General features: G+C 68.0%; 31 protein-coding genes. 9 read left to right on the top strand and 22 right to left on the bottom strand.

Annotated elements, in window-relative coordinates; all coding sequences use genetic code 11:
* The first annotated feature begins 91 nt into the window (after nucleotides 1–91).
* Complete coding sequence (locus H7J06_RS25400) at nucleotides 92–931, top strand: type IV toxin-antitoxin system AbiEi family antitoxin (RefSeq protein WP_264042168.1); 840 nt, start codon at nucleotides 92–94, stop codon at nucleotides 929–931.
* 51 nt (nucleotides 932–982) lie between these two features.
* On the opposite strand, the gene H7J06_RS25395 is transcribed toward H7J06_RS25400, so the two are convergent.
* Complete coding sequence (locus H7J06_RS25395; protein ID WP_264042167.1) at nucleotides 983–1,498, bottom strand: amino-acid N-acetyltransferase; 516 nt, start codon at nucleotides 1,496–1,498, stop codon at nucleotides 983–985.
* A 42-nt stretch (nucleotides 1,499–1,540) separates the two neighbouring features.
* On the opposite strand from H7J06_RS25395, the gene pgsA reads away from it, so the two are divergent.
* The 4 genes from pgsA to pspM all read left to right on the top strand — a co-directional run bounded on the left by pgsA (nucleotide 1,541) and on the right by pspM (nucleotide 4,373).
* A complete protein-coding gene (gene pgsA, locus H7J06_RS25390) occupies nucleotides 1,541–2,122 on the top strand; it encodes a CDP-diacylglycerol--glycerol-3-phosphate 3-phosphatidyltransferase (RefSeq protein WP_264042166.1) in 582 nt (193 codons plus the stop codon).
* Between the two features lie 99 nt (nucleotides 2,123–2,221).
* Nucleotides 2,222–2,557, top strand: coding sequence for a transcriptional regulator ClgR (gene clgR / locus H7J06_RS25385; protein WP_264042165.1), 336 nt, complete (start codon nucleotides 2,222–2,224; stop codon nucleotides 2,555–2,557).
* A 162-nt stretch (nucleotides 2,558–2,719) separates the two neighbouring features.
* A complete protein-coding gene (pspA, locus tag H7J06_RS25380) occupies nucleotides 2,720–3,532 on the top strand; it encodes a phage shock protein PspA (protein WP_264042163.1) in 813 nt (270 codons plus the stop codon).
* 19 nt (nucleotides 3,533–3,551) lie between these two features.
* Entirely contained in the window at nucleotides 3,552–4,373 is an 822-nt protein-coding gene (gene pspM, locus H7J06_RS25375) for a phage shock envelope stress response protein PspM (RefSeq protein WP_264042162.1), read from the top strand.
* Nucleotides 4,374–4,377: 4 nt separating this feature from the next.
* On the opposite strand, the gene H7J06_RS25370 is transcribed toward pspM, so the two are convergent.
* Nucleotides 4,378–4,794 carry a DUF5313 domain-containing protein gene (locus tag H7J06_RS25370; protein WP_264042161.1) on the bottom strand — a complete coding sequence of 139 codons (417 nt, stop codon included), beginning with the start codon at nucleotides 4,792–4,794 and terminating at the stop codon, nucleotides 4,378–4,380.
* A complete protein-coding gene (locus H7J06_RS25365) occupies nucleotides 4,791–5,228 on the bottom strand; it encodes a limonene-1,2-epoxide hydrolase family protein (protein WP_264042160.1) in 438 nt (145 codons plus the stop codon). The genes H7J06_RS25370 and H7J06_RS25365 overlap by 4 nt, the downstream gene beginning before the upstream one ends.
* Nucleotides 5,229–5,294: 66 nt before the next feature.
* Here H7J06_RS25365 and H7J06_RS25360 point away from each other — a divergent pair, with 66 nt between their 5' ends.
* Both H7J06_RS25360 and H7J06_RS25355 read left to right on the top strand, forming a co-directional pair.
* Nucleotides 5,295–6,467, top strand: coding sequence for a glycosyltransferase (locus H7J06_RS25360; RefSeq protein WP_264042159.1), 1,173 nt, complete (start codon nucleotides 5,295–5,297; stop codon nucleotides 6,465–6,467).
* Nucleotides 6,468–6,477: 10 nt separating this feature from the next.
* On the top strand, nucleotides 6,478–6,672 hold the full coding sequence (locus H7J06_RS25355) for a DUF3046 domain-containing protein (RefSeq protein ID WP_264042158.1): 195 nt from the start codon (nucleotides 6,478–6,480) through the stop codon (nucleotides 6,670–6,672).
* Here the strand turns inward: H7J06_RS25355 and H7J06_RS25350 are convergent, their stop codons facing one another.
* The 16 genes from H7J06_RS25350 to H7J06_RS25280 all read right to left on the bottom strand — a co-directional run bounded on the left by H7J06_RS25350 (nucleotide 6,673) and on the right by H7J06_RS25280 (nucleotide 20,701).
* Nucleotides 6,673–7,365, bottom strand: a complete 693-nt coding sequence (locus H7J06_RS25350; protein ID WP_264042156.1) for a DUF6390 family protein — start codon at nucleotides 7,363–7,365, stop codon at nucleotides 6,673–6,675. It abuts the gene before it with no gap.
* Nucleotide 7,366: 1 nt separating this feature from the next.
* Nucleotides 7,367–8,425, bottom strand: coding sequence for a hydrogenase expression/formation protein HypE (gene hypE / locus H7J06_RS25345; RefSeq protein WP_264042155.1), 1,059 nt, complete (start codon nucleotides 8,423–8,425; stop codon nucleotides 7,367–7,369).
* Nucleotides 8,418–9,518: a hydrogenase formation protein HypD gene (hypD, locus tag H7J06_RS25340; RefSeq protein ID WP_264042154.1), complete on the bottom strand. Its 1,101-nt coding sequence runs from the start codon at nucleotides 9,516–9,518 to the stop codon at nucleotides 8,418–8,420. The genes hypE and hypD overlap by 8 nt, the downstream gene beginning before the upstream one ends.
* Entirely contained in the window at nucleotides 9,515–9,799 is a 285-nt protein-coding gene (locus H7J06_RS25335; RefSeq protein ID WP_264042153.1) for a HypC/HybG/HupF family hydrogenase formation chaperone, read from the bottom strand. The genes hypD and H7J06_RS25335 overlap by 4 nt, the downstream gene beginning before the upstream one ends.
* A gap of 15 nt (nucleotides 9,800–9,814) precedes the next feature.
* Nucleotides 9,815–12,088, bottom strand: coding sequence for a carbamoyltransferase HypF (hypF, locus tag H7J06_RS25330; protein WP_264042152.1), 2,274 nt, complete (start codon nucleotides 12,086–12,088; stop codon nucleotides 9,815–9,817).
* Complete coding sequence (locus H7J06_RS25325) at nucleotides 12,085–12,372, bottom strand: HypC/HybG/HupF family hydrogenase formation chaperone (RefSeq protein WP_264042151.1); 288 nt, start codon at nucleotides 12,370–12,372, stop codon at nucleotides 12,085–12,087. Before H7J06_RS25325 ends, hypF begins: the two co-directional genes overlap by 4 nt.
* Nucleotides 12,373–12,375: 3 nt before the next feature.
* Nucleotides 12,376–12,855, bottom strand: coding sequence for a hydrogenase maturation protease (locus H7J06_RS25320; protein ID WP_264042222.1), 480 nt, complete (start codon nucleotides 12,853–12,855; stop codon nucleotides 12,376–12,378).
* Between the two features lie 28 nt (nucleotides 12,856–12,883).
* The gene (locus H7J06_RS32710; RefSeq protein ID WP_372515408.1) at nucleotides 12,884–12,985 is read right to left on the bottom strand and encodes a DUF6893 family small protein; all 102 of its coding nucleotides are present in this window, start codon (nucleotides 12,983–12,985) and stop codon (nucleotides 12,884–12,886) included.
* Nucleotides 12,970–14,355, bottom strand: coding sequence for a hypothetical protein (locus tag H7J06_RS25315; protein ID WP_264042150.1), 1,386 nt, complete (start codon nucleotides 14,353–14,355; stop codon nucleotides 12,970–12,972). The genes H7J06_RS32710 and H7J06_RS25315 overlap by 16 nt, the downstream gene beginning before the upstream one ends.
* Nucleotides 14,352–14,993, bottom strand: a complete 642-nt coding sequence (locus H7J06_RS25310) for a DUF6084 family protein (RefSeq protein WP_264042148.1) — start codon at nucleotides 14,991–14,993, stop codon at nucleotides 14,352–14,354. Before H7J06_RS25310 ends, H7J06_RS25315 begins: the two co-directional genes overlap by 4 nt.
* Nucleotides 14,990–15,652, bottom strand: coding sequence for a DUF5947 family protein (locus H7J06_RS25305; RefSeq protein WP_264042147.1), 663 nt, complete (start codon nucleotides 15,650–15,652; stop codon nucleotides 14,990–14,992). Before H7J06_RS25305 ends, H7J06_RS25310 begins: the two co-directional genes overlap by 4 nt.
* The gene (locus tag H7J06_RS25300) at nucleotides 15,652–16,599 is read right to left on the bottom strand and encodes a NifU-related iron-sulfur-binding protein (RefSeq protein WP_264042146.1); all 948 of its coding nucleotides are present in this window, start codon (nucleotides 16,597–16,599) and stop codon (nucleotides 15,652–15,654) included. The genes H7J06_RS25305 and H7J06_RS25300 overlap by 1 nt, the downstream gene beginning before the upstream one ends.
* A 3-nt stretch (nucleotides 16,600–16,602) precedes the next feature.
* Nucleotides 16,603–18,396 carry a nickel-dependent hydrogenase large subunit gene (locus tag H7J06_RS25295; protein ID WP_264042145.1) on the bottom strand — a complete coding sequence of 598 codons (1,794 nt, stop codon included), beginning with the start codon at nucleotides 18,394–18,396 and terminating at the stop codon, nucleotides 16,603–16,605.
* A 28-nt stretch (nucleotides 18,397–18,424) separates the two neighbouring features.
* Entirely contained in the window at nucleotides 18,425–19,480 is a 1,056-nt protein-coding gene (locus tag H7J06_RS25290) for an NADH-quinone oxidoreductase subunit B family protein (RefSeq protein ID WP_264042144.1), read from the bottom strand.
* 110 nt (nucleotides 19,481–19,590) lie between these two features.
* Nucleotides 19,591–20,370: a hydrogenase nickel incorporation protein HypB gene (gene hypB, locus H7J06_RS25285; RefSeq protein WP_264042143.1), complete on the bottom strand. Its 780-nt coding sequence runs from the start codon at nucleotides 20,368–20,370 to the stop codon at nucleotides 19,591–19,593.
* A gap of 1 nt (nucleotide 20,371) precedes the next feature.
* Complete coding sequence (locus H7J06_RS25280; protein ID WP_264042221.1) at nucleotides 20,372–20,701, bottom strand: hydrogenase maturation nickel metallochaperone HypA/HybF; 330 nt, start codon at nucleotides 20,699–20,701, stop codon at nucleotides 20,372–20,374.
* Between the two features lie 241 nt (nucleotides 20,702–20,942).
* Between H7J06_RS25280 and recA the strand changes: the two genes are divergently transcribed.
* Both recA and recX read left to right on the top strand, forming a co-directional pair.
* The gene (recA, locus tag H7J06_RS25275) at nucleotides 20,943–21,995 is read left to right on the top strand and encodes a recombinase RecA (RefSeq protein ID WP_149478844.1); all 1,053 of its coding nucleotides are present in this window, start codon (nucleotides 20,943–20,945) and stop codon (nucleotides 21,993–21,995) included.
* Entirely contained in the window at nucleotides 21,961–22,515 is a 555-nt protein-coding gene (gene recX, locus H7J06_RS25270; RefSeq protein WP_264042142.1) for a recombination regulator RecX, read from the top strand. Before recA ends, recX begins: the two co-directional genes overlap by 35 nt.
* A 21-nt stretch (nucleotides 22,516–22,536) precedes the next feature.
* Here recX and H7J06_RS25265 read toward each other — a convergent pair whose 3' ends face one another.
* From H7J06_RS25265 to H7J06_RS25255, 3 genes are read right to left on the bottom strand one after another with little or no spacing between them, the layout of a single operon-like run.
* Nucleotides 22,537–23,424: an amino acid ABC transporter permease gene (locus H7J06_RS25265; RefSeq protein ID WP_264042141.1), complete on the bottom strand. Its 888-nt coding sequence runs from the start codon at nucleotides 23,422–23,424 to the stop codon at nucleotides 22,537–22,539.
* A complete protein-coding gene (locus tag H7J06_RS25260) occupies nucleotides 23,421–24,101 on the bottom strand; it encodes an amino acid ABC transporter permease (RefSeq protein WP_264042140.1) in 681 nt (226 codons plus the stop codon). The genes H7J06_RS25265 and H7J06_RS25260 overlap by 4 nt, the downstream gene beginning before the upstream one ends.
* A gap of 29 nt (nucleotides 24,102–24,130) precedes the next feature.
* Entirely contained in the window at nucleotides 24,131–24,958 is an 828-nt protein-coding gene (locus H7J06_RS25255; protein ID WP_504928669.1) for a glutamate ABC transporter substrate-binding protein, read from the bottom strand.
* Nucleotides 24,959–24,966: the final 8 nt, after the last annotated feature.

Genomic DNA, 24,966 nt, shown 5'->3' with positions numbered 1-24,966 from the left:
CCGAACGTGAGCCCACTGCGACTCTTCGGCCGAATTCTCGCAGTGGGCTCACGCTCGGCGACGTGTCGGACGGTGTCGGCACACTGCGGCCATGGGGGAGCCGTTCGTCGGCAGCGAGGCCTTGGCTGCGGGTCACCTGACGCCGTATCACCTGCGGAGTCGGTTCGTCGCCGTCCATCGCGACGTCTACCTGCCGAAGGGTTCCGAGCTGACCGCAGCGACCCGCGCGCGGGCGGCGTGGCTGTGGTCGGGACGTGCGGGAATCGTCGCCGGGCAATCGGCGGCGGCGTTGCATCGTGCCAAGTGGGTGGACGACGACGCCCCCGCCGAGATCCTCTTCGGTAATCGGCGGCCCCCCGACGGGATCACCACGTGGTCTGATCGATTCGACGACGACGAGACGTCGTACGTCGACGGAGTGCGCGTCACCACACCCGCACGGACGGCGCTCGACATTGCGTGCCGCTACCCGCGTGGCCGGGCCGTCGCGGCGATCGACGCACTGGCGCGCGCCACCAAGCTCACGGTGTCCGACGTCGAATTACTCGCCGAGCGCCATCGCGGACGTCGGGGCATTCGCGCCGCGGTCGAGGTACTCGACTTGGTCGACGCCGGCGCCGAGTCACCGCAGGAGACCAGGGTGCGCTTGGTCCTCGTGGCGGCAGGGTTTCCGCCTCCGGAGACCCAGATTCCGGTCTACGACGAATGGGGGCAGCTCGTGGCGGTCGTCGACCTGGGTTGGCGGGACCTCAAGGTGGGCGTCGACTACGAGGGCAAACACCATCGGATGACCCGCCGCCAGTTCGCGAGGGACATCAGGCGCCACGCGGACCTGACCGAGCTCGGTTGGGATGACGTTCGGATCACTGCCGAGGACAGCGACGGCGCCATCATCGGTCGGGTGGGGCGAGCTCTACGACGCCGAACGTGAGCCCACTGCGACTCTTCGGCCGAATTCTCGCAGTGGCGTCACGCTCGGCACTTACAGCGTGAGCAGCATCCGGGTGTTGCCCAGGATGTTGGGCTTGACGTAGGACAGGTCGAGGAATTCGGCGACGCCGATGTCGTAGGAGCGGCGCATCTCGTCGTACACCTCGGCGGTCACCGGGGTGCCCTCGATCTCCTGGAAGCCGTGGCTGCCGAAGAACTCGGTCTCGAAGGTCAGCACGAAGATCCGCTGCAGCCGCAGCTCCCTGGCCACGTCCAGCAGCCGCGTCACGACGGCGTGCCCGACGCCGCGGCCCCGCATCCGCGGGTGCGCCGCAACGGTGCGAACCTCCCCGAGGTCGGACCACAGCACGTGCAGTGCCCCGCAGCCGACCAATTCGTCGTCCACCTCGGCCACCCAGAACTCCTGGACGGACTCGTAGAGGGTGACGAGATTCTTCTCCAGCAGGATCTTTCCCGCGTAGACGTCGACCAGAGACTTGATCTGAGGGACGTCCGACGTGCGGGCGCGACGAACCACCAGATCGTCGTCGAGGGGAGCTCTGGTCACAGCAGTGAGGGTATCGGTTTGCGCTACCGATATTCTGATCACGTGCCGGGTCAGTCAGACGTCGATCCGTTGACCCCGCGCGTAAGTGTGGTCAACGTCGCCAACGTGCTCACGGGTCTGCGCATCGTGCTCGTCCCGGTGTTCCTCGCGGCCTTGTTCGTCGGTGACGGTCACGAAACGTATTGGCGAGTGGTCGCTTTCATCATCTTCACGGTGGCGGTGATCACCGACCGGGTCGACGGCGCCATCGCCCGCAGCTACGGCATGGTCACCGAATTCGGCAAGCTCGCCGATCCGATCGCCGACAAGGCGCTGATCGGGGCGGCGATGATCGGCCTCAGCATGCTGGGCGACCTGCCGTGGTGGGTCACCATCGTGATCCTGGTCCGCGAGGTCGGCGTGACCATCCTGAGGTTCGTGGTCATCCGCAGCGGCGTGATCCCGGCAAGTCGGGGCGGCAAGCTCAAGACGCTGGTGCAGTCCGTCGCGATCGGGCTGTTCGTGCTGCCCCTGGGCGGGGCGTGGTTGACCGGGGCATGGGTGTTCATGTGGGCCGCCATCGTGCTGACCGTCCTGACCGGCGCGGACTACCTGCTGTCGGCGGTTCGGGGCGTCCGGACGTGATGCGGGCGGCCGTCGGGAACCAATCTGGCCGCCGCGGGCGTTCTGCTTGGTAGTGAAACCGAAATCAGTGACCACGTCTTTCGTTGTGAGGAGACCGCGATGACGACATTGCTTCGCGAAGTGATCGGCGACGTGCTGCGTCAAGTCCGGCTCTCGCAAGGGCGGACGCTACGAGAAGTGTCCGACGACGCCCGGGTCAGCCTCGGCTACCTGTCCGAGGTGGAGCGCGGCCGCAAGGAAGCCTCCAGCGAGCTGCTGAGCGCCATCTGCGGGGCTCTGGAGGTGCCTCTGTCACGCGTGCTGACCGACGCCGGCGAGACCATGGAACGCAGTGAACGAGGCGCTCCGCGTCCGGTCGCCACGGCCAGCGGTGCCACCATCGACTACTCCACCCGGGTCGTCATTCCCCAGGCCGTGTCGATGGCGGTGGCCTGAGGGCTCTGGAACGGCTCTCCCACGTCGGAAACGCGCGCAGGGGTGTGGTGATCTGCGCGCAACCGATACGTTGGCAGGTAGCGAATACCTACGCATGTCGGTGAGCCCCCCGCACGGGACGGGCACACTGGACTCACTCCAACACGAAGGCGGAACGCACTGATGGCCAACCCGTTCACCAAGGCGTGGAAGTACCTCATGGCCCTGTTCAGCTCCAAGGTCGACGAGTACGCCGACCCGAAGGTGCAGATTCAGCAGGCCATCGAGGAAGCGCAGCGGCAACACCAGGGGCTGACCCAACAGGCGGCGTCGGTGATCGGCAACCAGCGTCAGCTGGAGATGCGGCTCAACCGCCAGCTGGCCGACATCGAGAAGCTTCAGGTCAACGTGCGGCAGGCGCTGACGCTGGCCGACCAGGCCGCGACGTCGGGTGACGCCGCCAAGGCCACCGAGTACACCAACGCCGCCGAGGCGTTCGCCGCCCAGCTCGTCACCGCCGAGCAGAGCGTCGAAGACCTCAAGACGCTGCACGACCAGGCGCTCCAGGCAGCCGGGCAGGCCAAGAAGGCCGTCGAGCAGAACGCAATGGTGTTGCAGCAAAAGATCGCCGAGCGCAGCAAGCTGCTGAGCCAGCTGGAGCAGGCGAAGATGCAGGAACAGGTCAGCGCCTCGTTGCGGTCGATGAGCGAGATCTCCGCCCCGGGAAGCACGCCCAGCCTCGACGAGGTCAGGGACAAGATCGAACGCCGCTACGCGAACGCGATGGGCTCCGCCGAGCTCGCCCAGAACTCCGTCCAGGGACGCATGATGGAGATCCAGCAGGCCAGCGTCCAAATGGCCGGACACTCCCGTCTCGAGCAGATCCGCGCGTCGATGCGCGGCGACGCACTCCCGGCGGGCGACGCGTCCGCGACACCGGCCGCGCCCGCGGTCAACCCCCCGGCGGCGACGCCGGAAAATCCGCTCTCGCAATAGTTCTCGAAGGTAGGTGGCCATGGCAGCGGAACCTCGAACCGGACGGGTCGAAGGGTGGCGCACGCTGGTTCAGCGAGGCGTGGACACCGCGGCCGAGTTCTCCGACACCGTGGCGCAACGACTCGGTGCGGCCGCCGACCCGCGGGCCAAGCTGCTCCGCAAGCGGCGGTGGGCGCTGCGGGCGGCGGTCTTCTTCACCTTCTCCACGGGACTGTGGATCGCGGTGACCGGGGTGCTCGCCTCGTGGGACGTCATCCCCGCCTGGGTGTTGCCAATTCCCGCCTCCATCGCCGTCGGCGCCGCCTTCCTCGCCACCCTGGCGTTCATTCGGTACCGCTGGCTCAAGCGGTCGCCGCTGCCGCCGGAACGCCGGTCGCGGCGGTTGCCGCCGTGGGGTTCGGCGGCCCGCCAGCCGATCGCCGCCCTGAATTCGGCTGAGCGGGGCCTGTTCTCCCTGCTTGGAGTTATGGAGCGGGGCCGGATGCTGCCCGCCGACGAGTTGCGCGACGTCGTCGCCGCGGCCAACCTGACCTCGACCACCATGACGGCGACGGCCAACGAGCTCGTGTCGATGGAGAGGGCCGCGACCGCGGCTCCCCAGTCACGGGTGCACCTGACACCGACGATTCGGGCCTTCGCCGCCCAACTCGACAGCGGCGTTCGGCAGTACGACGAAATGGTCGAAGCGGCAGCACGATTGGTGTCCGCGGCCAACTCCGGGTCGATGTCCAGCTCACCGATGTCAGCGCAGCGTCAACGGCACGAGCTGGGCAACGCGACGGACCGGCTCGTCGGGTGGGCCCAGGCCTTCGACGAGCTCGGCCACCTGCGCGGCGCCTGACTCCTCAGACGGCGCTGCTGCTCGGCGGCCCCGATCGGGGGCCGTACTTCTGGGCGTACGCGTCGTGGATGTGGGCGTCGCGCTGACGGTTGCGGTAGTCGACGAGGGCGGTGTCGAGACCGTGCTTTCGCAGCATGTGCCGGCGCCACACCTTGTTCAGCGCGTGCGAGAAGAAGATGAACGGGATCAGGATGGGCAGCGTCGTCGACAGGTGCAGGTAGAGCGACATCGGAACGATCCAGAACGGTGTCAGGATCAACACCGCTGGCACGAACATCCGCGTCATCATGCGCCGCGTGGCACCGGGGCCGGCCAGGTCGTCGGCCACCCACTGACGCATGGACGCGGGCAGGCGCTTGCCGTAGCAGTAGCCGACGTACTGAAGGACGTTGGGCTTGGTGCGCCCGACCTCGTTCGTCACAGGGTGGGCCGCAACGACGGCACCGCTGCTCCCGCCACGCCTCGCACCGTGGCCTTGAACATGTCGAAGAAGTCGAAGTAGTCGCGCCACAGCGTGATTCGGCCGTCGCGCACCTCGAATGCGCCGCACACCCAGAACTGCAGCCGCACCGGACCGAACACCAGGACGTCGGTGCGTTCGGTCAGCACCGAGCTGCCCTCGGCGGCGATGCGATGGAACTTCACCTCGAAGCCCATGCGGCCCTGCCCGCTGCGGAGCAGTTTGACGATGCGCTGGCGGCCCGTGATCGTCGGCAGGCCGACGTTCTGCCACTTGACGTCGTCGGCGAGCAGTGTGTCCGCGGTGTCGAAGTCTTCGTTCTGCACCGCAAACAGGAACCGCTCGACGAGTGCCTTGTTGTCGACCGTGGGACCGGTCGATGTCTGCTCTGTCATGGCCTCACAGTAGTCCGAGCTCATCGCGTCGGCGCCGGTCACCGGCGCTCGTGGCAGGGTGGTGCGATGCGCGTGGCGGTGGTGGCCGGACCCGATCCCGGCCACGCGTTTCCCGCCATCGCGCTGTGCCTGAAGTTTCTGGCTGCCGGTGACGAGCCCACGCTGGTGACGGGTGCCCAGTGGCTGGACCTGGCCGGCGAGCGGGGCGTCGACGCCATGCTGCTGGCCGGTCTGGACCCCGTCGAGGGTGACGACGACGCCGACTCCGGCGCCAAGCTGCACCGGCGGGCGGCGCGCATGGCCGTCCTCAACGAACGTGGCCTCGCGGACTTGGACCTCGACCTGGTGGTGTCAGACGTCATCACCTCCTGCGGCGGGATGGCCGCCGAGATGTTGAGGCTGCCCTGGGTGGAGTTGAATCCGCATCCGCTGTATCGACCGTCGACGGGTCTTCCGCCGCTGGGCTCCGGGCTGGCGCCCGGCGTCGGCGTGCGGGGGCATCTGCGCGACGCGGTGATGCGGGCGCTGACCGCGCGGTCGTGGCGGACGGGGCAGCGCCAACGTTCGGCTGCCCGTGTCGAGATCGGCCTGCCGGCGTCGGATCCCGGACCCGAGCGGCGGCTGATCGCCACGCTGCCCGCGCTGGAGGTGCCACGCCCGGACTGGCCCGCCGAGGCGGTGGTCGTCGGGCCCCTCCACTTCGAACCGACCACGACGGTGCTCGAGGTGCCCGACGGCACCGGACCGGTGATCGTCGTGGCCCCGTCGACGGCGGTGACCGGCACGCAGGGCCTGGCCGAGCTGGCGCTCGAAACGCTGATACCCGGGCAGACGGTGCCGACCGGCGCGCGGGTGGTGGTGTCCCGACTGGCCGGGCGGGATGCGTCCGTGCCGCCATGGGCCGTCGTCGGCCTCGGCCGTCAGGACGCCCTGCTGTCGCACGCGGACGTGGTGGTCGGCGGGGGAGGGCACGGCCTGGTGGCCAAGGCGCTGCTGGCCGGTGTGCCGATGGTCCTCGTGCCGGGCGGGGGAGACCAGTGGGAGATCTCCAATCGCATTGTGCGCCAGGGCAGTGGGCGCCTTCTTCGGCCACTGACGGCGGGGTCCTTGACCGCCGCCGTCGACGACGTGCTGTCCTCGCCCCGATATCGGGAACGCGCCCGCGAGGCGGGCGAGAGCATCGCCGACGTCGCCGATCCGGTACGGGTGTGCCATGACGCGCTCGTGCGGTCTCGGTAAGTTGGTGGGCGTGCGTTTGACGGAATTCCACGAACTGGTCGACGGCCAGTTTGGCCGGGTGCGAGGCGCCTCGCTGCTCGTCGACCACGTGCTCAGCGGCGTCGGCGGTCAGACCGCCCTTCAGGCCATCGAAGCGGGAGTCGACCCGCGCGAGGTGTGGCGGGCGCTGTGCGCCGACTTCGACGTGCCCCGCGACCAGTGGTGATCAGGCCCTCGCCGCATTCACCAGTTTCAGCGTCGTCTCGGTAGCCGCCGTCAGTGCCGTCACGTCGCGGTCGCCGAGCGGACCGCAGACCCAGTCCCAGTGCGCACCCACCACCTGACCCACGACGGGTCGCGGCGCCAGTGACGAGCCGTCCCTGCGCCACCGCAAACGCTCGTCGACGGGTGCTCCGAGGCCCAGGGTGCGGTCGACGAACGTCAGCGGACTCGCACTCACCACGGCGCAGTCACCGTCCACCTCGCGCACGACGCCCCACCGGATTCGGCAGGCCTGCATCACCGAGACCGGGGTGGCGGGGTCGCGGTCGAGGAAGCGCACCCACGGGTAGACCGCGAACACGTGAAAGCTGTGATGGGCCAGCACGCCATCCGGACCCAACGCGTCGAGCAGACCCGTGACCTGCCCCGCGAACGCCGAGCGCAACGACGGCAGGAGCGTCTCGGGGTCGACGCGTTCGAGACTCGGGCCGCCCACCCAGTAGCTGCGGACCACGTCCTCGTCCAGCGGATCGGCTCTGCCGACGGCGTCGGCGATGGCCGTCAGGTACGGCCAGGCGCCGTCGAACTCCCTTGCGTGCGAGGCGAGTTCGTCAGGACGGGTGTCGCCAGGCCCGCAGTACCCGAGTTCGTTCGGTGGGAAGGCGTACCTGGCGAAGAGCTCCGCGCCCGCCGTCATGTCAGCAGATCCGCGGGAGCTGCTCGCCGATCGGAAGGTCGACGACCCGGTTGCCCCCGAGCGCGGTGCGTGCGACGACGATCCCCGGATGTTCGGCGACACACGATCCGATGACCACCGAGCGTGCGCCGAGGGGATGCTCGCGCATCGCCGCGAGCACGCGTTCGGCGCCGTCGGAGGGCACGAAGGCGATGAGCTTGCCCTCGTTGGCCACGTACAGCGGGTCGAGACCGAGCAGCCCGCACGCGTCCCGCACCTCGGCGGGTATCGGCAGTGACCGCTCGTCGACGGCTATGCCCACCCCGGCGGTCTTCGCGATCTCGTTGAGCGTGGCCGCCACACCGCCGCGGGTCGGATCCCGCAGCGCGTGGACGTCGACGCCGGTGTCGACCATTGCGGCGACGAGCCCGTTCAGCGCTGCGGTGTCACTGGTCACGGTGGTGCCGAACTCGAGCCCGTCGCGACAGCTCATCACCGCCACCCCGTGGACGCCGATGTCGCCGCTCGCGATCACCACGTCTCCGACTGCCGCCCGCTGCGGGCGGATGTCGGCACGCGCGTCCACGATGCCGATGCCCGCCGTGTTGACGTAGACGCCGTCGCCGTGGCCCGCGTCGACGACCTTGGTGTCGCCGGTGACGAGCCGTACGCCCGCCGCACGCGCCGCGGTACCGATGGCTCGTGCGACGAGGGCGAGCTCGTCCAGCGCGGTGCCCTCCTCGAGGATGAAGGCGGTGGACAGCACCATCGGCTGGGCGCCGGCCATGGCCAGGTCGTTGACGGTGCCGTTCACCGCGAGGTCGCCGATCGTGCCGCCGGGGAACACGATCGGCTTGACGACGTAGGAGTCCGTCGAGAACGCGAGTCGTACGCCACCCACCTCCAGGACGGCGGAGTCGCCCATCGCGGCGTCGGCGGCCGGGCCGAATGCGGGCAGGAAGAGGTGTTCGATCAGCTCGGCCGACATCGCGCCGCCACCGCCGTGGCCCATCACGACGTTGGGTGAGTTTCGCAACGGGAGGGGACACACCCAGGACTCGACGTCGACGGCGTCAGACACTGGTCACCTCCAGCCGGCGGTAGAGGTAGTACGCCGCGCACGCCCCCTCAGACGAAACCATGGTCGCGCCAAGGGGATTGCGTGGGGTGCACTGACTGCCGAATGCCTCGCACTCGTGCGGTTTGATCAGCCCCTGCAACACCTCGCCCGATCGGCAGACCGTCGACTCCTCGGTGTGGATGCCGGTGACGGAGAACCGGTGTTCGGCGTCGTAATCGCGGTAGGCGGGGGACAGGCGCCAGCCACTGGACGGGATGGTGCCGATGCCGCGCCATGCCCGGTCGGTGACCTCGAAGACGTCGGCGAGCATCCGCTTGGCCGCCGGATTGCCCTCGGCGCAGACGGCCCTGGTGTACGCGTTCTCCAGTTCGTGGCGCCCCGCCTCGAGTTGGCCGACCGTACGCCGGATGCCCTCCAGGATGTCCAACGGCTCGAACCCGGTCACCACGATCGGCACCCGGTAGCGCTCGCAGAGCGGCGGGTACTCATCGGTTCCCATCACCGAACACACGTGGCCCGCGGCCAGGAATGCCTGTACCCGGCACACGGGACTCTCCATGATGGCCGCCACCGCAGGCGGTACCAGCACGTGGGACACCAGCAGCGAGAAGTTCTCGATGCCCTGCCTCTTGGCCTGGAAGACGGTCATCGCGTTCGCGGGTGCGGTGGTCTCGAAGCCGATGCCGAAGAACACCACCTGCTTGTCGGGATTGGCCTTGGCGATCGTCAGCGCGTCCAGCGGCGAATAGACGACCCGCACGTCCCCGCCCCGGCTCTTGATGCCGAACAGGTCCTCGTCGCTACCCGGCACCCGCAGCATGTCACCGAACGAGCAGAAGACGACGCCGGGCCGGGCGGCGATGTCCAGTGCCTTGTCGATGATCTCCAGCGGGGTGACGCACACCGGGCAGCCGGGGCCGTGGATCATCTCGATCTGCTCCGGCAGCAATTGGTCGATGCCATGCCGGATGATCGAATGCGTCTGCCCGCCACAGACTTCCATGATCGCCCACCGCCGGGTGGTGATCGCCTTGATCTCGGCGATCAGCTTGGCCGCCAGATCCGGGTCGCTGAACTCGTCGAGGTACTTCACGGTGTCACCCCTGCCTGCCTGGCCGCGATCTCGAAGCCGTCGCCGAACTCCTCGGCGAGCACGCCGAGGTGTTCGAACTCGGCGAGTGTCCGCATCGCCGACTCCTCGTCGAGCCGCTGGATCGCGAATCCGACGTGTACCACCACGTACTCCCCGACGCCTGCGTCGGGGACGTATTGCAAGCAGACCTCCTTCTGGACGCCGCCGAAGTCCACGACGGACATCAGCGTGCCGTCGCGGTCCTCCACGCGCAGGATCCTTCCTGGCACCGCCAAGCACATGGTTGTCTCCCTTCGCTATCCAGACGTTCCGATCATCAGTTGACCAAGCGCGATGCCACCGTCGTTGGCGGGCACGCGGCGGTGGGTAAGTGCCGTCACACCCAAGGCGCGCAACCGTTTCGACACGAGGGTCGACAGCAGCGCGTTCTGGAACACCCCGCCGGACAGGGCTACGAGGCGTCCGGTGCCGTCGTCGGCCAGTCGCCCGACGAGGTCTGCCACCGCCACGTGGAAGCGGGCGGCGACGACGGCGGGCCCCGCGCCGTCACGAAGATCGGCGATCGCCGCGGTGAGCACCGGCGCGGGGTCGACGAGGACGGGCGACACCGTGGCGTCGACGCCGAAGCGATAGCCGGGCCCGCCGTCCACGTCGCGAGCGAGCCCCTCGAGCTCGATCGCCGCCTGCGCCTCGTAGGCCACCTGCTGACGGACCCCGGCGAGCGACGACACGGCGTCGAACAGCCGGCCCATGCTCGAGGTCGACACGCATCCGAGCCCGGTCTCGAGCTGATGGCGGAGCACCCGTCGTTCGTCGGCCGGGCAGGCCCGCACCGGCGCCAGGTCGTCGTCCCACGGCAGCCCCGCGGCCCACAGGTGCGCCAGCGCCATCCGGTAGGGCCGCAGCACGCTGGCGTCCCCGCCGGCCAGCGGCACGTATTTGAGGTGGGCCAGTCGCTGGTAGCCCTTGTAGTCGGCGAGCATCACCTCGCCGCCCCACACGGCGCCGTCCGGGCCGTAACCCGTCCCGTCGAAGGCGAATCCGAGCACCTGTTCCGAACCGTCCAGACCGTTCTCGGCCATCACCGCGGCGAGGTGCGCATGATGGTGCTGAACCGGTCGCACGGGCCTGCCGTTCGCGTGGCGGTGTGCCCACGCGGTGGACCGGTATCTCGGATGCGCGTCGGCGACGATCACCTCCGGCGTCACGCCGGTCAGCGCGCGCAGGTGGCGCTCGGCGCCGTCGAATGCGGACAGTGTCGCGAGGTCGTCCATGTCGCCGACGTGCTGACTGAGCCACGCGTACCTGCCGTCGCCGACGGCGAGGGTGTTCTTCAGGTCGGCGCCGACGGCCAGCGTCGGCGGGATCGGCACCGGCAGCGCGACCGGCAGTGGCGCGTATCCGCGGGACCGTCGCAGGGGCAGTTCCACGCCGTCGAGCACCCGTACGACCGAGTCGTCGCACGGCACCAGGATGGGCCGGTCGTGATCGAGCCATCCATCGGCGAGCGCTGACAGGCGTTGGCGGGCATCGTCGTCGGTGAAACAGATGGGTTCTCCACCGAGGTTGCCCGACGTCATCACCAGGACGTCGGGGCCCGGCTCGTCACCCGGCAGGCCGAACAGAAGCGGATGAAGGGGCGCGTACGCCAACATCACCCCGAGGTCGGGGTTCGTCGGCGCCACCGACGCCGCGACGCGGACGCCTGGCCGTCGGGGCATCAGGACGATCGGGCGCGCCGCGCCGGTGAGAACGCGCGCCGACGAGGGGTCGACGCGGGCGACGGCCTCGGCCGTCGCCAGGTTCGCGACCATCACCGCGAACGGCTTGTCCCCGCGGCGCTTGCGTCTGCGGAGTTCGGCCACTGCGGCGTCGTCGGCGGCATTGCACGCCAGGTGGTACCCGCCGATGCCCTTGACCGCGAGGATGCCCCCGTCGCGCAGCATCCGTCGCGCCCGTGCGAGCCCGGCGTCACCGTCGGTCGATTGTCCTTCGGCGTGGAAGCGCAGCCTGGGGCCGCAGTCTGGGCAGCAGATCGGCTGAGCGTGGAAGCGGCGGTCGGCGGGGTCGGCGTATTCGCGGGCGCACCGCAGGCACATCGGGAACGCGGCCATGGTGGTGCTTGCCCTGTCGTAGGGCAGCGAGTCGACGATGGTGAACCGCGGCCCGCAGTTGGTGCAGTTGACGAACGGGTGGCGGTAGCGGCGGTTTTGGGGGTCGCACTGTTCGGCGGCACAGTCTGCGCACATCGCGACGTCCGGAGACGCCAGGGTGCGGCCGCCCGACCGCGACGTGTCCGCGATGGCGAAACCCGTACCGCCCTGGACGGGAACGGCTCGGCACTCCACGGATTCGATCACGGCGAGCGGGGGCGGATGGTCGCGCAGACGAGCGAGGAAGGCGTCGACGGCGGCGTCGTCGCCCTCGACCTCGACGAGCGCGCCCGAGCTGTCGTTGCGCACGGATCCCGTCAGTCCGAACTCCGCCGCCGCGGTGTAGACGAAGGGCCGGAATCCCACGCCCTGGACGACACCCCGCACGCAGACGTCCAGCCTGCGTCGACCGGTCACGTCGACGCCCCGGGGTCGGCACTCGCCACGTCGGACACCAGGCCGTCACCGGTCCCGCGGCCCATGAGCTCCAGACCCGCCATCGCCGCGTCCGCGCCTGCAGCGTTGGTCTTCTCGACCACGAATCCCATGTGGATGATCACCCAGTCGCCCGGTGCGAAGGTCTCCTCCGGCAGCATGCCCACGTTGACCTTGCGGTGCTGGCCGGCGACGTCGACGAGCGCCAGTTGACCGCCGTAACCCTCGAGCATCCCGACGACGCGGCCGGGGATTCCAAGGCACATGGTTCAGCTCCTCGCGGACGCGTCGTTCGAGACGCCAAGGCGGGCGAGGACGTCCGTGACCGCCGCCACCGCGCCGGGGACCGCGGCCGCAACCGGCGGCGACAGGGTCATGCCCTCCTCGACCGAACGCACCTCGCACCCGACCACGAACGTCCGAGGCGGCGCACCGCCCAACGCGGTCAGGGTGGCGAAGACGGCCGAAGGGTCCATGCTGTGGGATTCGAATCCTGCCGTTGTGGAGAGACTTTCGTGGTCTGCCTCGAAGACGTGCAGGGTGCCCGGCGCGCCTCGGTCGGGCAGCGCGTCGACGAGTACGAGTGCCCGCCAGTCCTCGAGCAGGTCGTATGCCAGGTGCAGGCCACGGATGCCGTAGTCGACGGCGTGGACGTCGTCGTCTCTTTGTCGAGCGAGGACGTGACGCAACACCTCGGGTCCGAAGCCGTCGTCACCGAGGAAGACGTTGCCGATGCCGGCTAGCAGTATCCGAGACGTGGTGTGGCCTCCGCCCCGGTCACATGTTCCTGATGCGGATGTAGCGCTTGATGTCGGGGATCGAACTCACGCCCACCACCACGCCTGCCACCACCACGACGGCCACTAACCCGGTGGCCACCCAGCCCACTGTGTACATGTCGAACTCCTTCTCTCGGTGTCGGTTCGATGGTCATCGGCGTCGAGCGGCTCGATCTCGTCCGGCGCGAAGTACAGATAGCGGCCGTAGTGGTCGGGCATCTCGGCCGCCGGATCGTCCTCGACGATGACGCCGACGTGCTGCCCGCCGTCGACGTCCCCGTGGACCGAGGTCACGCGCGCCGTCCTCCCCGCGAAGAAGATGTCCTGCGCGTCGGCCCGCCGCGACGGCCGCAACCTCACCCGGCTCCCCGCCGAGACGCGCACGCCGCCGACCAGAACGGCGTCGACGTCGGGTCGTACCGCCGTGTCGGCCAGCGGATCCCACCAGTCAATGCCCTCGGGCACCTCCGGCACCAGGCCCGGCGTCGTGCCCGCATGGGGATTGCGCAGCACCCCGTGCAGCTGCTGCAGTGTTTCCGGCGACATGGCGTCGCACCTGTCGACGATCTGGGCGGCGAGCGGATCCGTGGCGCGGGCCTGGGCCTTCTCCTCGTCCGTCATGGTCATCACCCGCAGGGTCAGGATTTCGTCGATCTCGGTGGAGTCGTAGAGCGCACCCTCGCTCTGTGCGGCGATCTCGGGGTAGTCGTAGAGGATGATCGGCGAGATCAGCAGCAGCTCGCGTTCCCCGGGAGCGCCCGCGAGTACCGGGAAGCAGCGGTGCCGTTCGCACCGGCTCACGACGCCCGCGGCCGCGGCGGGCGGCTCGAGCAGCGAGACGAACTCGCCGCCAACCACTTCGGCGATGACATGGGTGCCGATCGTCGACGCGGCGATGGCTGCGTCCTTGTCCGTGGCGCCGGTTCCGGTGTTGTGCACGGTCAGGCTCACGCGGTGGAAGCCGTCCTCGGGCTGGGAGGCGACCGCGACCTCGCCGGTGATCGCCCGTCTGGTCCTGACGAGTCTGCCGCCGTCGACGACCTCGGTATCGGCGCCTGCCACGACGGTGAAGGTGGTGGTGCGGGTCGCGGTCGCCTCCGCCACGTCGAACGGGCCAATGGAAAGCTCGCGTTCCGTCGCCTCGTCCCACGTCACCCAGGTCTGCGTGTCGCCGGTGAGTTCGTCGACCGGTTCGGAACTGCCACCGGCGGTGCGGCGTTCGACCTGTCGATGCTGCAACTGCAGGAAGCGGAGCACCAGGTTCAGTTGGGCGTCGCCCTCGACCACGAATTGGGCGGACATGGTGTCGTCCTCGCCGATGCCCGCCTCCGCGGCACCCGAAGGGCCGAGAACTCCGAATTGCCAGCGTGATTGGTTCTTGCCGGACGTGGCGCGATATGGGTACAAGAGGTACCCCTCGTAGAGCACCGCGTCGGCGACCGCACGGGCGCGGTCCCAGCCCGTGGTCATCGGGCCTCCTCGGTCGCGTCGGTGATCAGCGCGGTCACGGCGTCGTCGAAGCCCAGCATCCCGTGGGCCGACCGGTAGGCGGCCAGCGCGGCGACGGTGTCGTGATCGAGCCGTATCCACCCCGCGCCGGGGTAGTGCCGTTGCATCAGGTCCCGCCACACCGATACGGGCAGGTCGTGACGGGCCTCGCTCTCCCACGACACGGGGGCGACCGACAGGCCTCGGTCACCGTAGCCGAAAATCGTTCCGCTGAACAGGAATTGAAGTGGGACCAAGCCGTCTGTCAGGGCGTGGAGATACTTCGACGCCGCCACCTCGAAGTCGTAGGTGCACTCCAGTGGCAGCTGGAACTCGGTGGCGCCGGTGAAGCCCGGGACCATGGCGGTCGCATGCTGCCACAGGAAGCTGCGCTGAGTGTCCGCCCAGCGCTCGCGCGGCCCGAAGAGGTCTAGCGCGCCGATCGCCTCCTCGTCCGAGTAGCTGCGCCGCAGCGGCTCGATGCGGATCTGCGCCCGCAGGGCGACCGCCTGCACCGGGTGGTCGGAGTCTGCGGTGATCCGCACGCGCGCGGCGAGCAGCGGGGTGAGCGAGTACGGCTCGGGAGCCACGTCCAGCACGGTGTACGTCATGTCGGTCATGGCGCGGCCACCTTGCTGCGCGCGGCGATTCGCTCGAAGAAGTCGTCGACGAAACGGCGCACGTCCTGGCCGCCGTCGAACCCGCGCCACAGCATTCGCAGACGCCCGACGAATTCGTAGCAGGCATCGATCGGCACCAGGTAACACTCGGCGGGCTCCGCGTCCCGCACCCGCACCAGCAGCGCCTCCACGTCGTCGGTCAACGTCTCCAGTCGGACGTCGGCGCCGGCAATGCTGCGCAGGGCGTCGACGTCCAGCTCGGATTCCGTTGCCCCCGCCGGACCGGGATAGAACGCGACGATCTTGTCCTGCAACGAGTTCCGGAAGAAGAACGCCAGACCGACCGGTATCTGCAGCGACTCCCAGGCCCGCCGGTCCAGGGCCAGATCGGCGAATCGGAGGTAGCGGTCCGGTACCGCGCGGTACTTGAGCTCGGCCTTCGGATCGCTGAACAGTAGATAGCACCCTCGGCAGGTGCACATCAACTGCCGGCCCGCGACGTTGACGACGTGCTGGTGCTCGGCGGCGATGGGCTCGGAGCACATCTCGCAGCGCTCGCCCGCCACCTCGGGCATGCGCCGGTTGGCGCGGATGCGCGAGATCACGTCGTAGGTTCCGGTGGGCTGGAGCGGAGCGACCGGGGAATTCAGCTCGGGCATCAGGTGACTCCGGTGGTCTCGGGAAGCACCGCGAGTGAGAGGACACCGTCGCGTACCAGCAGGGGGACCGGCTCCAGGTGGGCGGCGGTACCGTCGAGCCCGGCGCCCGCGTGGACGACGTCGAAGTGGGTGCGGCACCGGGGGCACCGCAGCACCGCCGCGCCGGCGGCGCCCCCCATCCGGCGATGCAGCGCCGCACCCGCCAGCGACTGGTCGCAGCTGCCGCAGCAGTCGTGGTAGGCGAAGAGGTCGTCGCCGACGCGGCATGCCAGCACCGTCACGCCCGCGACCGTGAAGCCTCCGACCTCGCCGGGTTCGAGGGCTCCGACGTCGGGCGCCGGATACCAGGCTGCTCCGTTCCTGGCGTGCACGCGCGTCATCAGGGACTCGGCGGGGATCACCCCCGGCACCGGGTCCGCCTCGGCGGCGACGACTTCGATGGCTGAGATCTCCGGCGCAGCCGCACGCACCGCGTCGTCGACGGTCAACTCGAGCGTCGCGGCCGACGACGGACAGCTCTTGCAGCTGCCCGCGAGCGCCAGTCGCACTACCGGGCCGTCCGCGGCGTCGACGACACCGAGCAGCGTGACGTCACCACCGTGCGACCCGAGATAGGGCCGGACGTCGTCGAGAGCGTCCTCGACGCGGCGCTCCACTGCGTATGGGTGCAGGTCGTGCACCAGCATGAGGCTCGCGACCAGATCGTCGGCGGCAAAGCGTTCGACCAGCGTCGGGTCCGTCTGGGCCGCGATCGACAGCATCCGGTGCATGCCTGCGCCGTACAGGTCGGTCAGCTCGGCGACGAGCGCCTCGGCACGCCCAAGTGCGGCCGGACCCCCTGCGGCGGAGGCGTCGAGCAGGTTCTGGATGCGGTCACCCGCGGAGCGCCAGTGGGTAGCCTCTGGTACCTCCGAATCCACCGAGCCCTGTCCCTGCGGCCGGGCCATCCGTCACTCCACGGTGACGGACTGCGTGGGGGAGTGCAGCCGTTCGATGCTCTTGCCGTTGCCGAGGTACATGTGCACGCCGCAGGGCAGACACGGGTCGAAGCTGCGGACCGTCCGCATGATGTCGATGCCCTTGAATTGCTCCCGGTCGTTCTCCTCGAAGATCGGTTGTCCCTGAACCGCGTCCTCGTACGGCCCCGGTGTTCCAAAGCTGTCGCGCGGGTTGGCATTCCACGGCGTCGGGGGATACGGATGGTAGTTCGCGATCTTCCCGTCCCTGATCACCATGTGGTGGGACAGCACACCCCGCACCGCCTCGGTGAAACCGCAGCCGATGGCTTCGTCGGGGACCTCGAACTTCTCCCAGGTCTTGGTGCGTCCCGCCCGGATCTCCACGAGCGCCTTCTCGGCGAAGTGCAGTGCGCAGGCGGCCGCATACGCCTGGAAGTAGCTGCGGGCGCGGCCACGTTCGAGGGTGTTCGACCACTGGGGGATCTTCCATTCGAAGCTGACCGGGCCCTTCAGTGCGGTCTTCGGAAGGTTGATCTGCACGCTGTGGCCCGTGGCCTTCACGTAGCCGATGTCCACCAGCCCGGACAGCGCGGTGGACCACAGTCTGGCGATGGGGCCGCCGCCGGTGTCGAGGGCCAGATGGTCCTTGCCGTCATACCACCGCGGGGACATCACCCAGCTGTACTTGTCGTCCATGTCGCGCTTCTGCGGCCTGGGATTGGTGTGCTGGTTCCAGGGATGGCGCCGGTCCACGTCGTTGCCCAGCGGATCCTTCGCGACGAACGTCTCCTGATCGGTCCAGTCGTCGTAATACGAACTGCCAAGCAGGATTCGGATGCCAAGGTTGATGTCGACGAGGTCGTTGGTCACCAGCTTCCCGTCGACGACGACGCCGGGGGTGACGAACATCCTTCGGCCCCACTCGGTCATGTCCTTGTAGGCGAAGTTGCAGACCTCGGGATCCTGGAACGAGCCCCAGCAGTTGAGCAGGGTCCGCCGCAGGCCGACCTTCTCGTAGCCGGGGAGTGCCTCGTAGAAGAAGTCGAAGAGGTCGTCGTGCATCGGAACGACCTTCTTGCAGAACTCCACGTAGCGCATCAGGCGGCTGATGTAGTCGGTCATCAGCTGGATCGTCGCCACGGTACCGACCCCGCCGGGGTACAGCGTGGAGGGGTGGACGTGGCGTCCCTCCATGAGGCAGAACATCTCTCGGGTGTAGCGACTGACCTGCAGGGCCTCGCGGTAGAACTCGCCGGTGAACGGGTTGAGTGCCCGCATGATGTCGGCGATGGTCCGGTAGCCGTGGTGTTCTTCGCCGTTGCACCTGGTGTTCTCGGCCTTGGCCAGAACGCTCGGATTGGTCTCGGAGACCATCTTCTCGCAGTAGTCGACCGCCAGGAGGTTCTCCTGATAGATGTTGTGGTCGAACATGTACTCGGCGGCCTCGCCGAGGTTGACGATCCACTCACCCAGGTGCGGCGGCTTGACCCCGTACGCCATGTTCTGCGCGTAGCACGAGCAGGTGGCGTGGTTGTCGCCGCAGATCCCGCAGATGCGGCTGGTGATGAAGTGCGCGTCGCGAGGGTCCTTGCCCTTCATGAAGATCGAATAACCCCGGAAGATCGACGAGGTGCTGTGACACTCGACCACCTCGCGGTTCTCGAAGTCGATCTTGGTGTAGATGCCGAGGCTGCCGACGATTCGCGTGATCGGATCCCACGCCATGTCGACGAGCTGGCCGGGGTCCTTCTTGGTGTGCTGCGGTCCGGGGACTGTGGTGGTCATCGAATCTGCCTTTCTTCGCGACGCGCGCCTACCAGGTGCGGGTCGCGCCCGTCGTCAGTTCCCGGCCCCGGTGCCGCCACTTGGGTTCCTCGTCGACGGTGCGGCCGGTGACGTGACGCAGGTTCCGGATCACCGAGCCGTACAGGCCCGACGCCGTGGTGGAGATCTTGCCGCCGGGCGGTTCGTCCATGAAGGGCATGAACTTGTCCGGGAAGCCAGGCATGGTGCAGCCGATGCAGATGCCGCCGACGTTGGGGCATCCACCGACGCCGTTGATCCAGCCACGCTTGGGCACGTTGCACTTGACCACCGGACCCCAGCAGCCAAGCTTGACAATGCATTTGGGCGATCCGTACTCCTTGGCGAAGTCGCCCTGCTCGTAGTAGCCGGCGCGGTCGCAGCCCTCGTGAACGGTGTTGCCGAACAGCCACTGGGGGCGCAGCGCGTCGTCGAGGGGGATCATCGGCGCCTGGCCGGTGGCCATGTAGAGCAGGTAGACCAGCGTCTCGGAGAGGTTGTCGCCCTGGATCGGGCAGCCTGGCACGCAGACGATGGGTATGCCTGCCTTGCTCGTCCACTCCCACCCGAGGTAATCGGGGACGCCCATGGCGCCGGTCGGGTTGCCGGCCATGGCGTGAATGCCGCCGTAGGTGGCACACGTGCCCACCGCCACGACCGCGGTTGCCTTGGGCGCCAACCGATCCAGCCATTCGCTGGTGGTCATCGGCTGGTCCGTCGCGGGATCGTTGCCGAACCCGCACCAGTAGCCCTCGTCGTGGAGATTCTCGTTGGGGATGGATCCTTCGACGACGAGCACGAACGGTTCGAGCTCCCCGCGGTCGGCCTTGAAGAACCAACTGAGGAAGTCGTCGGCGCCGCCGTTGGGTCCGCACTCGAAGTCGATCAGCGGCCAGTGGACGGCCACCTGCGGCAATCCCGGCAGTGCACCGAGCGCAATCTCCTCGACACTGGGTTGAGTGGCTCCGGTCAGCGCCACGGAGTCGCCGTCACAACTCAGTCCGGCGTTGATCCACAGAATGTGGATCAAGGTCTCTTCCGCTTTCTTGGCAGCTTCGGTCAACATGCTGCGGCTTTCCGGGATCGGGCTGGGATCCCTACGGCGCAGGAGTCGCCCTTCGGCCCACTTGCGCGTCGCTGGTTCTCAGATCTACTCCGGCAAAAGTGTGTTGTCAATCACATCTTGGCAAGCTTTAGGGCTCGGTCGTCGATCCACTGGAACCAGCTCTCCATGCCGTCCCCCGTGGTGGCGGAGACGGGCACGGTTCGTGCATTCGGATTCACCGAACGGACGTGGTGGGCACAGAGATCCATGTCGAAGTCGACGTAGGGGAGCAGGTCGATCTTGTTCACGAGTACCAGTTCTGCCGCGGCGAACATGTGCGGATACTTCAGCGGCTTGTCCGTTCCCTCGGTCACCGAGATGACGACGACCTTGCTGTCCTCGCCGAGATCGAACAGCGCCGGACACACCAGGTTGCCCACGTTCTCGATGAACAGCAAAGAGCTGGGTTCCGGATCGAGGGCGCGCAGGGCGCGTTCGATCATCGCGGCGTCCAAGTGGCACCCCGCGCCGGTGTTGACCTGAACGGCGCGCGCTCCGGCGGCGGTGATCCGGTTGGCGTCGAGAAGGGTCTCCTGATCGCCTTCGATCACCGACACGCGGTGCCGGGTGCCGAGGCGTCGGATGGTGTGCTCGAGCACGGTCGTCTTTCCCGCTCCCGGTGAGCTGGTGACGTTCAGCGCCAGGATCTCGCGCTCGGCGAGCCACTGCCGATTGCGGTGGGCGAGTGCGTCGTTCTTGGCGAGCACCTTCTGCTCGAGGGTGACGGTCTCGGTGTGGGGGTGATCATGCGGGTGCGGGTGCGGGTGCGGGTGGTGGTGGTCGTGGGGTGCCGTCTCACCCGCGATCGTGATCACCGCGCCGTCGTCGCCACAGCCACAGGTTGCGCACATGTCAACTCACTTCCATCGACAGAATTCTCAGGTCCCGGCCCCCCAGGACGTCGACGTCTGCACTGCCGCAGGGGCACAACAGGATTGGATCGTCGAGCTCGAAGTCGGCGGCGCAGGTGCGGCAGTGTGCGACCCCCGGTCGCAGGTCGAGTTCGAGCCGGGCGCCTGCGGCCACGGTGCCCTCGGTGGCCAGCTCGAAGCAGAAGGCCATCGCATCCGGTACCACCGCGCACAGCGCGCCGACCTCCAGCGTGACGCTGTGCACGTGTCTGCCTGCGGCGTGCTCGCAGACGGCATCGACGACACTTTGCGTCAGCGACATCTCGTGCACGTCTGCCCCCATCCGGGCGGGATGTCCTCACGATAGGCCGGTGGTCCTCGTGGCACAACGACGCGCACCTCCCGCGGGGAGTCCGGGCATCGCGTTCCGACCTCATCGGCGTGTCCACTTGAATCGAACACGTGTTCGTCTACTGTGGGCGGTGTTCGACGGACACCTTGTCGGAGGCCTCCTCTAGCGTCACGGCCAACCGATCGGAACCGATCGAGAACTCACCAGGACGGAGACCACCATGGCACAAGCCCCGGATCGCGAGAAGGCCCTCGAGCTAGCCCTCGCCCAGATCGAGAAGAGTCACGGCAAGGGGTCGGTGATGCGACTCGGCGAAGAGGTGCGTCAGCCGATTTCGGTCATCCCGACGGGATCGATCGCCTTGGACGTGGCGCTCGGCATCGGCGGGTTGCCCCGCGGCCGAGTCGTCGAGATCTACGGCCCGGAATCCTCGGGTAAGACCACCGTCGCGCTGCACGCGGTCGCCAACGCGCAGGCCGCAGGCGGCATCGCGGCGTTCATCGACGCGGAGCACGCACTGGACCCGGAGTACGCCAAGAGGCTTGGCGTGGACACCGATTCGCTGCTGGTTTCCCAGCCGGACACCGGTGAGCAGGCCCTCGAGATCGCCGACATGCTGATCAGGTCGGGCGCGCTGGACATCCTGGTCATCGACTCGGTGGCCGCACTGGTGCCCCGCGCCGAAATCGAGGGCGAGATGGGCGACAGCCACGTAGGTCTGCAGGCCCGGCTGATGAGCCAGGCGCTCCGCAAGATCACCGGCGCCCTGAGCAACTCGAACACCACGGCGATCTTCATCAACCAGCTGCGCGAGAAGATCGGCGTCATGTTCGGTTCGCCCGAAACCACCACGGGCGGAAAGGCGCTGAAGTTCTACGCCTCCATCCGATTGGACGTCCGCCGCATCGAGACGCTCAAGGACGGCACCGACGCGGTCGGCAACCGCACCCGCTGCAAGATCGTCAAGAACAAGATGGCGCCACCCTTCAAGCAGGCCGAGTTCGACATCCTCTACGGCAAGGGCATCTCCAAGGAGGGCTCGCTCATCGACATGGGTGTCGAGCACGGTTTCGTGCGCAAGTCCGGCTCCTGGTTCACCTACGAGGGTGAGCAGCTGGGTCAGGGCAAGGAGAACGCTCGCAACTTCCTGCTCCAGAACCCCGAAGTGGCCAACGAGATCGAGAAGAAGATCAAGGAAAAGCTCGGCATCGGTGCCGTGCTGACCGACGACGCCAGCAATGACAAAGCCCTGCCCGCCCCAGTCGACTTCTGAGTCGGACGACGAGCAGGCGCAGGATCCTCGCGAACGCGAGGAGCAGGCCCGCAACCTGTGCCTGCGTCTGCTCACCGTGCGGGCTCGCACCCGGGCCGAACTCACCGAGCGGCTGACCAAGCGGGGTTACCCCGACGACGTCAGTGAGCGAGTGCTGGACCGGCTGACGACGGTCGGGCTGGTCGACGATCAGGACTTCGCGCACCAGTGGGTCCGGTCGCGTCACGTCAACGCCGGAAAGGGCAAGCGCGCCTTGGCTGCCGAATTGCGCACCAAGGGCGTCGACGACGACGTGATCGCCGAGGCGCTCACCGACGTCGACGCCGATGCCGAGCGGGTCCGGGCCGAGCAACTCGTCGCCGACAAATTGCGGCGTGAGCGGCTCGACGACCCCGCCGACGACACCCGGGTGACGCGCCGGCTGGTCGGGATGCTGGCCCGCCGGGGCTATTCGCCGTCGATGGCCCTCGACGTGGTCAAGGTCGCGCTGGCCGGCGAGCGGGAGCGTCGCCGGGTCTGACCGGTGACGTTGGCGATCGCCCTAGATCGTGCCACCGGCACCCGCCCCGAAGGTGCCCTGGGTGACCGGGGCGGCGTGCAGTGGCTCGGGCCCACGCTTGGAGCGCCGAAGTCGGCTCTCCAGCCACGTCGCGAACGCCCCCAAGCTGAAGTTCACGCAGATCATCAGCAGGGCGATGACGATCAGAGCGGGAACGTAGTTGCCGTAGGCGGAGCCCACCTGTGTGCCTTGGCGGACCATCTCCAGGAACGTGATCTGGTAGCCGATCGCGGTGTCCTTGAGCACCACGACCATCTGCGACACCAACACCGGCAGCATCGAGGTGACCGCCTGCGGAAGCAGGATGGACCGCATGATCTGACCCCACCGCAGCCCCAGCGCCTCGGCGGCCTCGGACTGTCCGCGGGGCAGGGCGTTGACGCCCGCGCGGACGATTTCGGCGATGACGGCGCCGTTGTACAGCGTCAAACCCGTGATGACGCCGGCCAGGGCAAGGTACTTCGACGGGAACACGTCGTAGGTCGCATAGAGGAAGTACGCGAAGATCATCATGATCAGCACGGGCACCGCCCGGAAGAACTCGACGACCACCGCGCAGACCCGCCGGACGCCGTCGTGGTGGGACAGCCGGCCGATGCCGAGGAGGAACCCCAGCAGCAGCGCCAAGACGATCGACACCGCGGCCGCGGTCAGCGTGCCCTGCACGCCCGGCAAGATGTAGGTCTTCCAGAGGTTCGCCGTGAGGAACGGTTCCCACTTGGCGGCCGTCAGCTGACCCTTGGCGTCCAGTTGCGCGTAGACCACCCACGCCACCGCCAACACCAGCACCACCGTGACGGCGCTGATGAAGCGGTTGCGGATCCGGGCGCGTGGGCCCGGAGCGTCGAACAGAACCGATGCGCCGCTCACCTGGCCACCGCCAATCGTCTCCCCAGCCAGCCGAACAACAGACCCAACGGCAACGTCAAGATCACGAAGCCCAGCGCGAAGATGGCCCCAATGGTGGCCAGCGCCGCAGTGTTCTCGATCATCTCCTTCATCAGCAACGCCGCCTCGGCGACGCCGATGGCCGAGGCGATCGTGGTGTTCTTCGTCAACGCGATGAGCACCGAACCCAGCGGAATGACGACCGCCCGAAATGCCTGTGGCAGCATCACCATTCGCAGATTCTGCCCGAACGTGAACCCCAACGACCTGGCGGCCTCCGCCTGTCCGAGCGGCACGGTGTTCACCCCGGCGCGCACCGTCTCACAGACGAACGCCGCGGTGTAGACCGTGAGCCCGAGGACCGCCAGGCGGAAGTTGCTGTCTTCGATCGAAGTCCTCGACTGAGAGTCGACCAGCGTCACCCCCAACGTCTGGGCCAACCCGAACGAGCAGAACAGGATGATCAGCGTCAACGGCGTGTTGCGGATGACGTTGACGTACGTGGTGCCGACCCAGTTGAGCATCGGCACCGGTGCCAGCCGCATCGCGGCCAGCGCCGTGCCGAGTACCAACGCTCCGACGGCGGAGAACACCGTCAACTGGATGGTGGTCCAGAACGCCTCGAAGATCCGGTCCTGATACTCGGAGAAGATCTCCACGTGGTCTCCGCTGCTCTAGGCGCTCGGCGTCACTTGTCGAGCGCCGGCGGCGCCGGCGTCGCAATGCCCGCGGGTCCGAGGTTCTTCTCGAACGCCTTCGCCCAGTCGCCGTCCTTCTCCATCTTGGTGATGGCGTCGTTGACCTTCGTCTGCAGATCGGTGTCGTCCTTTTTCAGGCCGATGCCGTAGTTCTCCTCGGAGAACGGCTGGCCCACGATCTTGAACGTCCCCGGGCTCTGCGCGGCGTAGCCGGCGAGGATGACCTCGTCGGTGGTCACCGCGTCGATGGCTCCGTTCTTCAACGCCTCGATGCACGCGGAGTACGTGTCGTACTGCTGCAACTGCACGCCGGGGTACTTGTCCTTGATGCGCTGGGCCGGCGTCGAGCCCGACACCGAGCAGAGCTTCTTGTTGTTCTGCAGTGAGTCGGGGCCGGTGATGTCGGAGTTGTCGGCCTTGACCAGCAGGCTCTGACCGGTGACCAGGTACGGCCCGGCGAAGGAGACCTTCTCCTTGCGGGCGTCGGTGATGGAGTAGGTCGCGGCGATGAACTTGACCTGGTCGTTCTGGATCAGCGTCTCGCGCTGGGCGGACGGTGATTCCTTCCACTCGATCTTGTCGGGGGTGAAGCCGAGCTGGCCGGCGACGTAGGTGGCGACGTCCACGTCGAATCCGCTCATCGTGCCGTCCGGGTTCTTCAGCCCCAGACCGGGCTGGTCGAACTTGGTGCCGATGACGATCTTGCCGTCGTCACCGCCGGAACCGCCGCCACACGCGGTGACCGACAGGGGGAGGACGACCGACAGCGCCAGGGCGGCGGCCACCCTGAATCGAAGAGACGGCTTTCTAGAGGGCACAGCTGTAT

This window comes from Mycolicibacterium hodleri (assembly GCF_025822245.1).
Taxonomy (GTDB): Bacteria; Actinomycetota; Actinomycetes; order Mycobacteriales; family Mycobacteriaceae; genus Mycobacterium; species Mycobacterium hodleri.
Note: the sequence above shows the minus strand (reverse complement) of the source record. Positions and strands in the feature narration are given on the sequence as shown.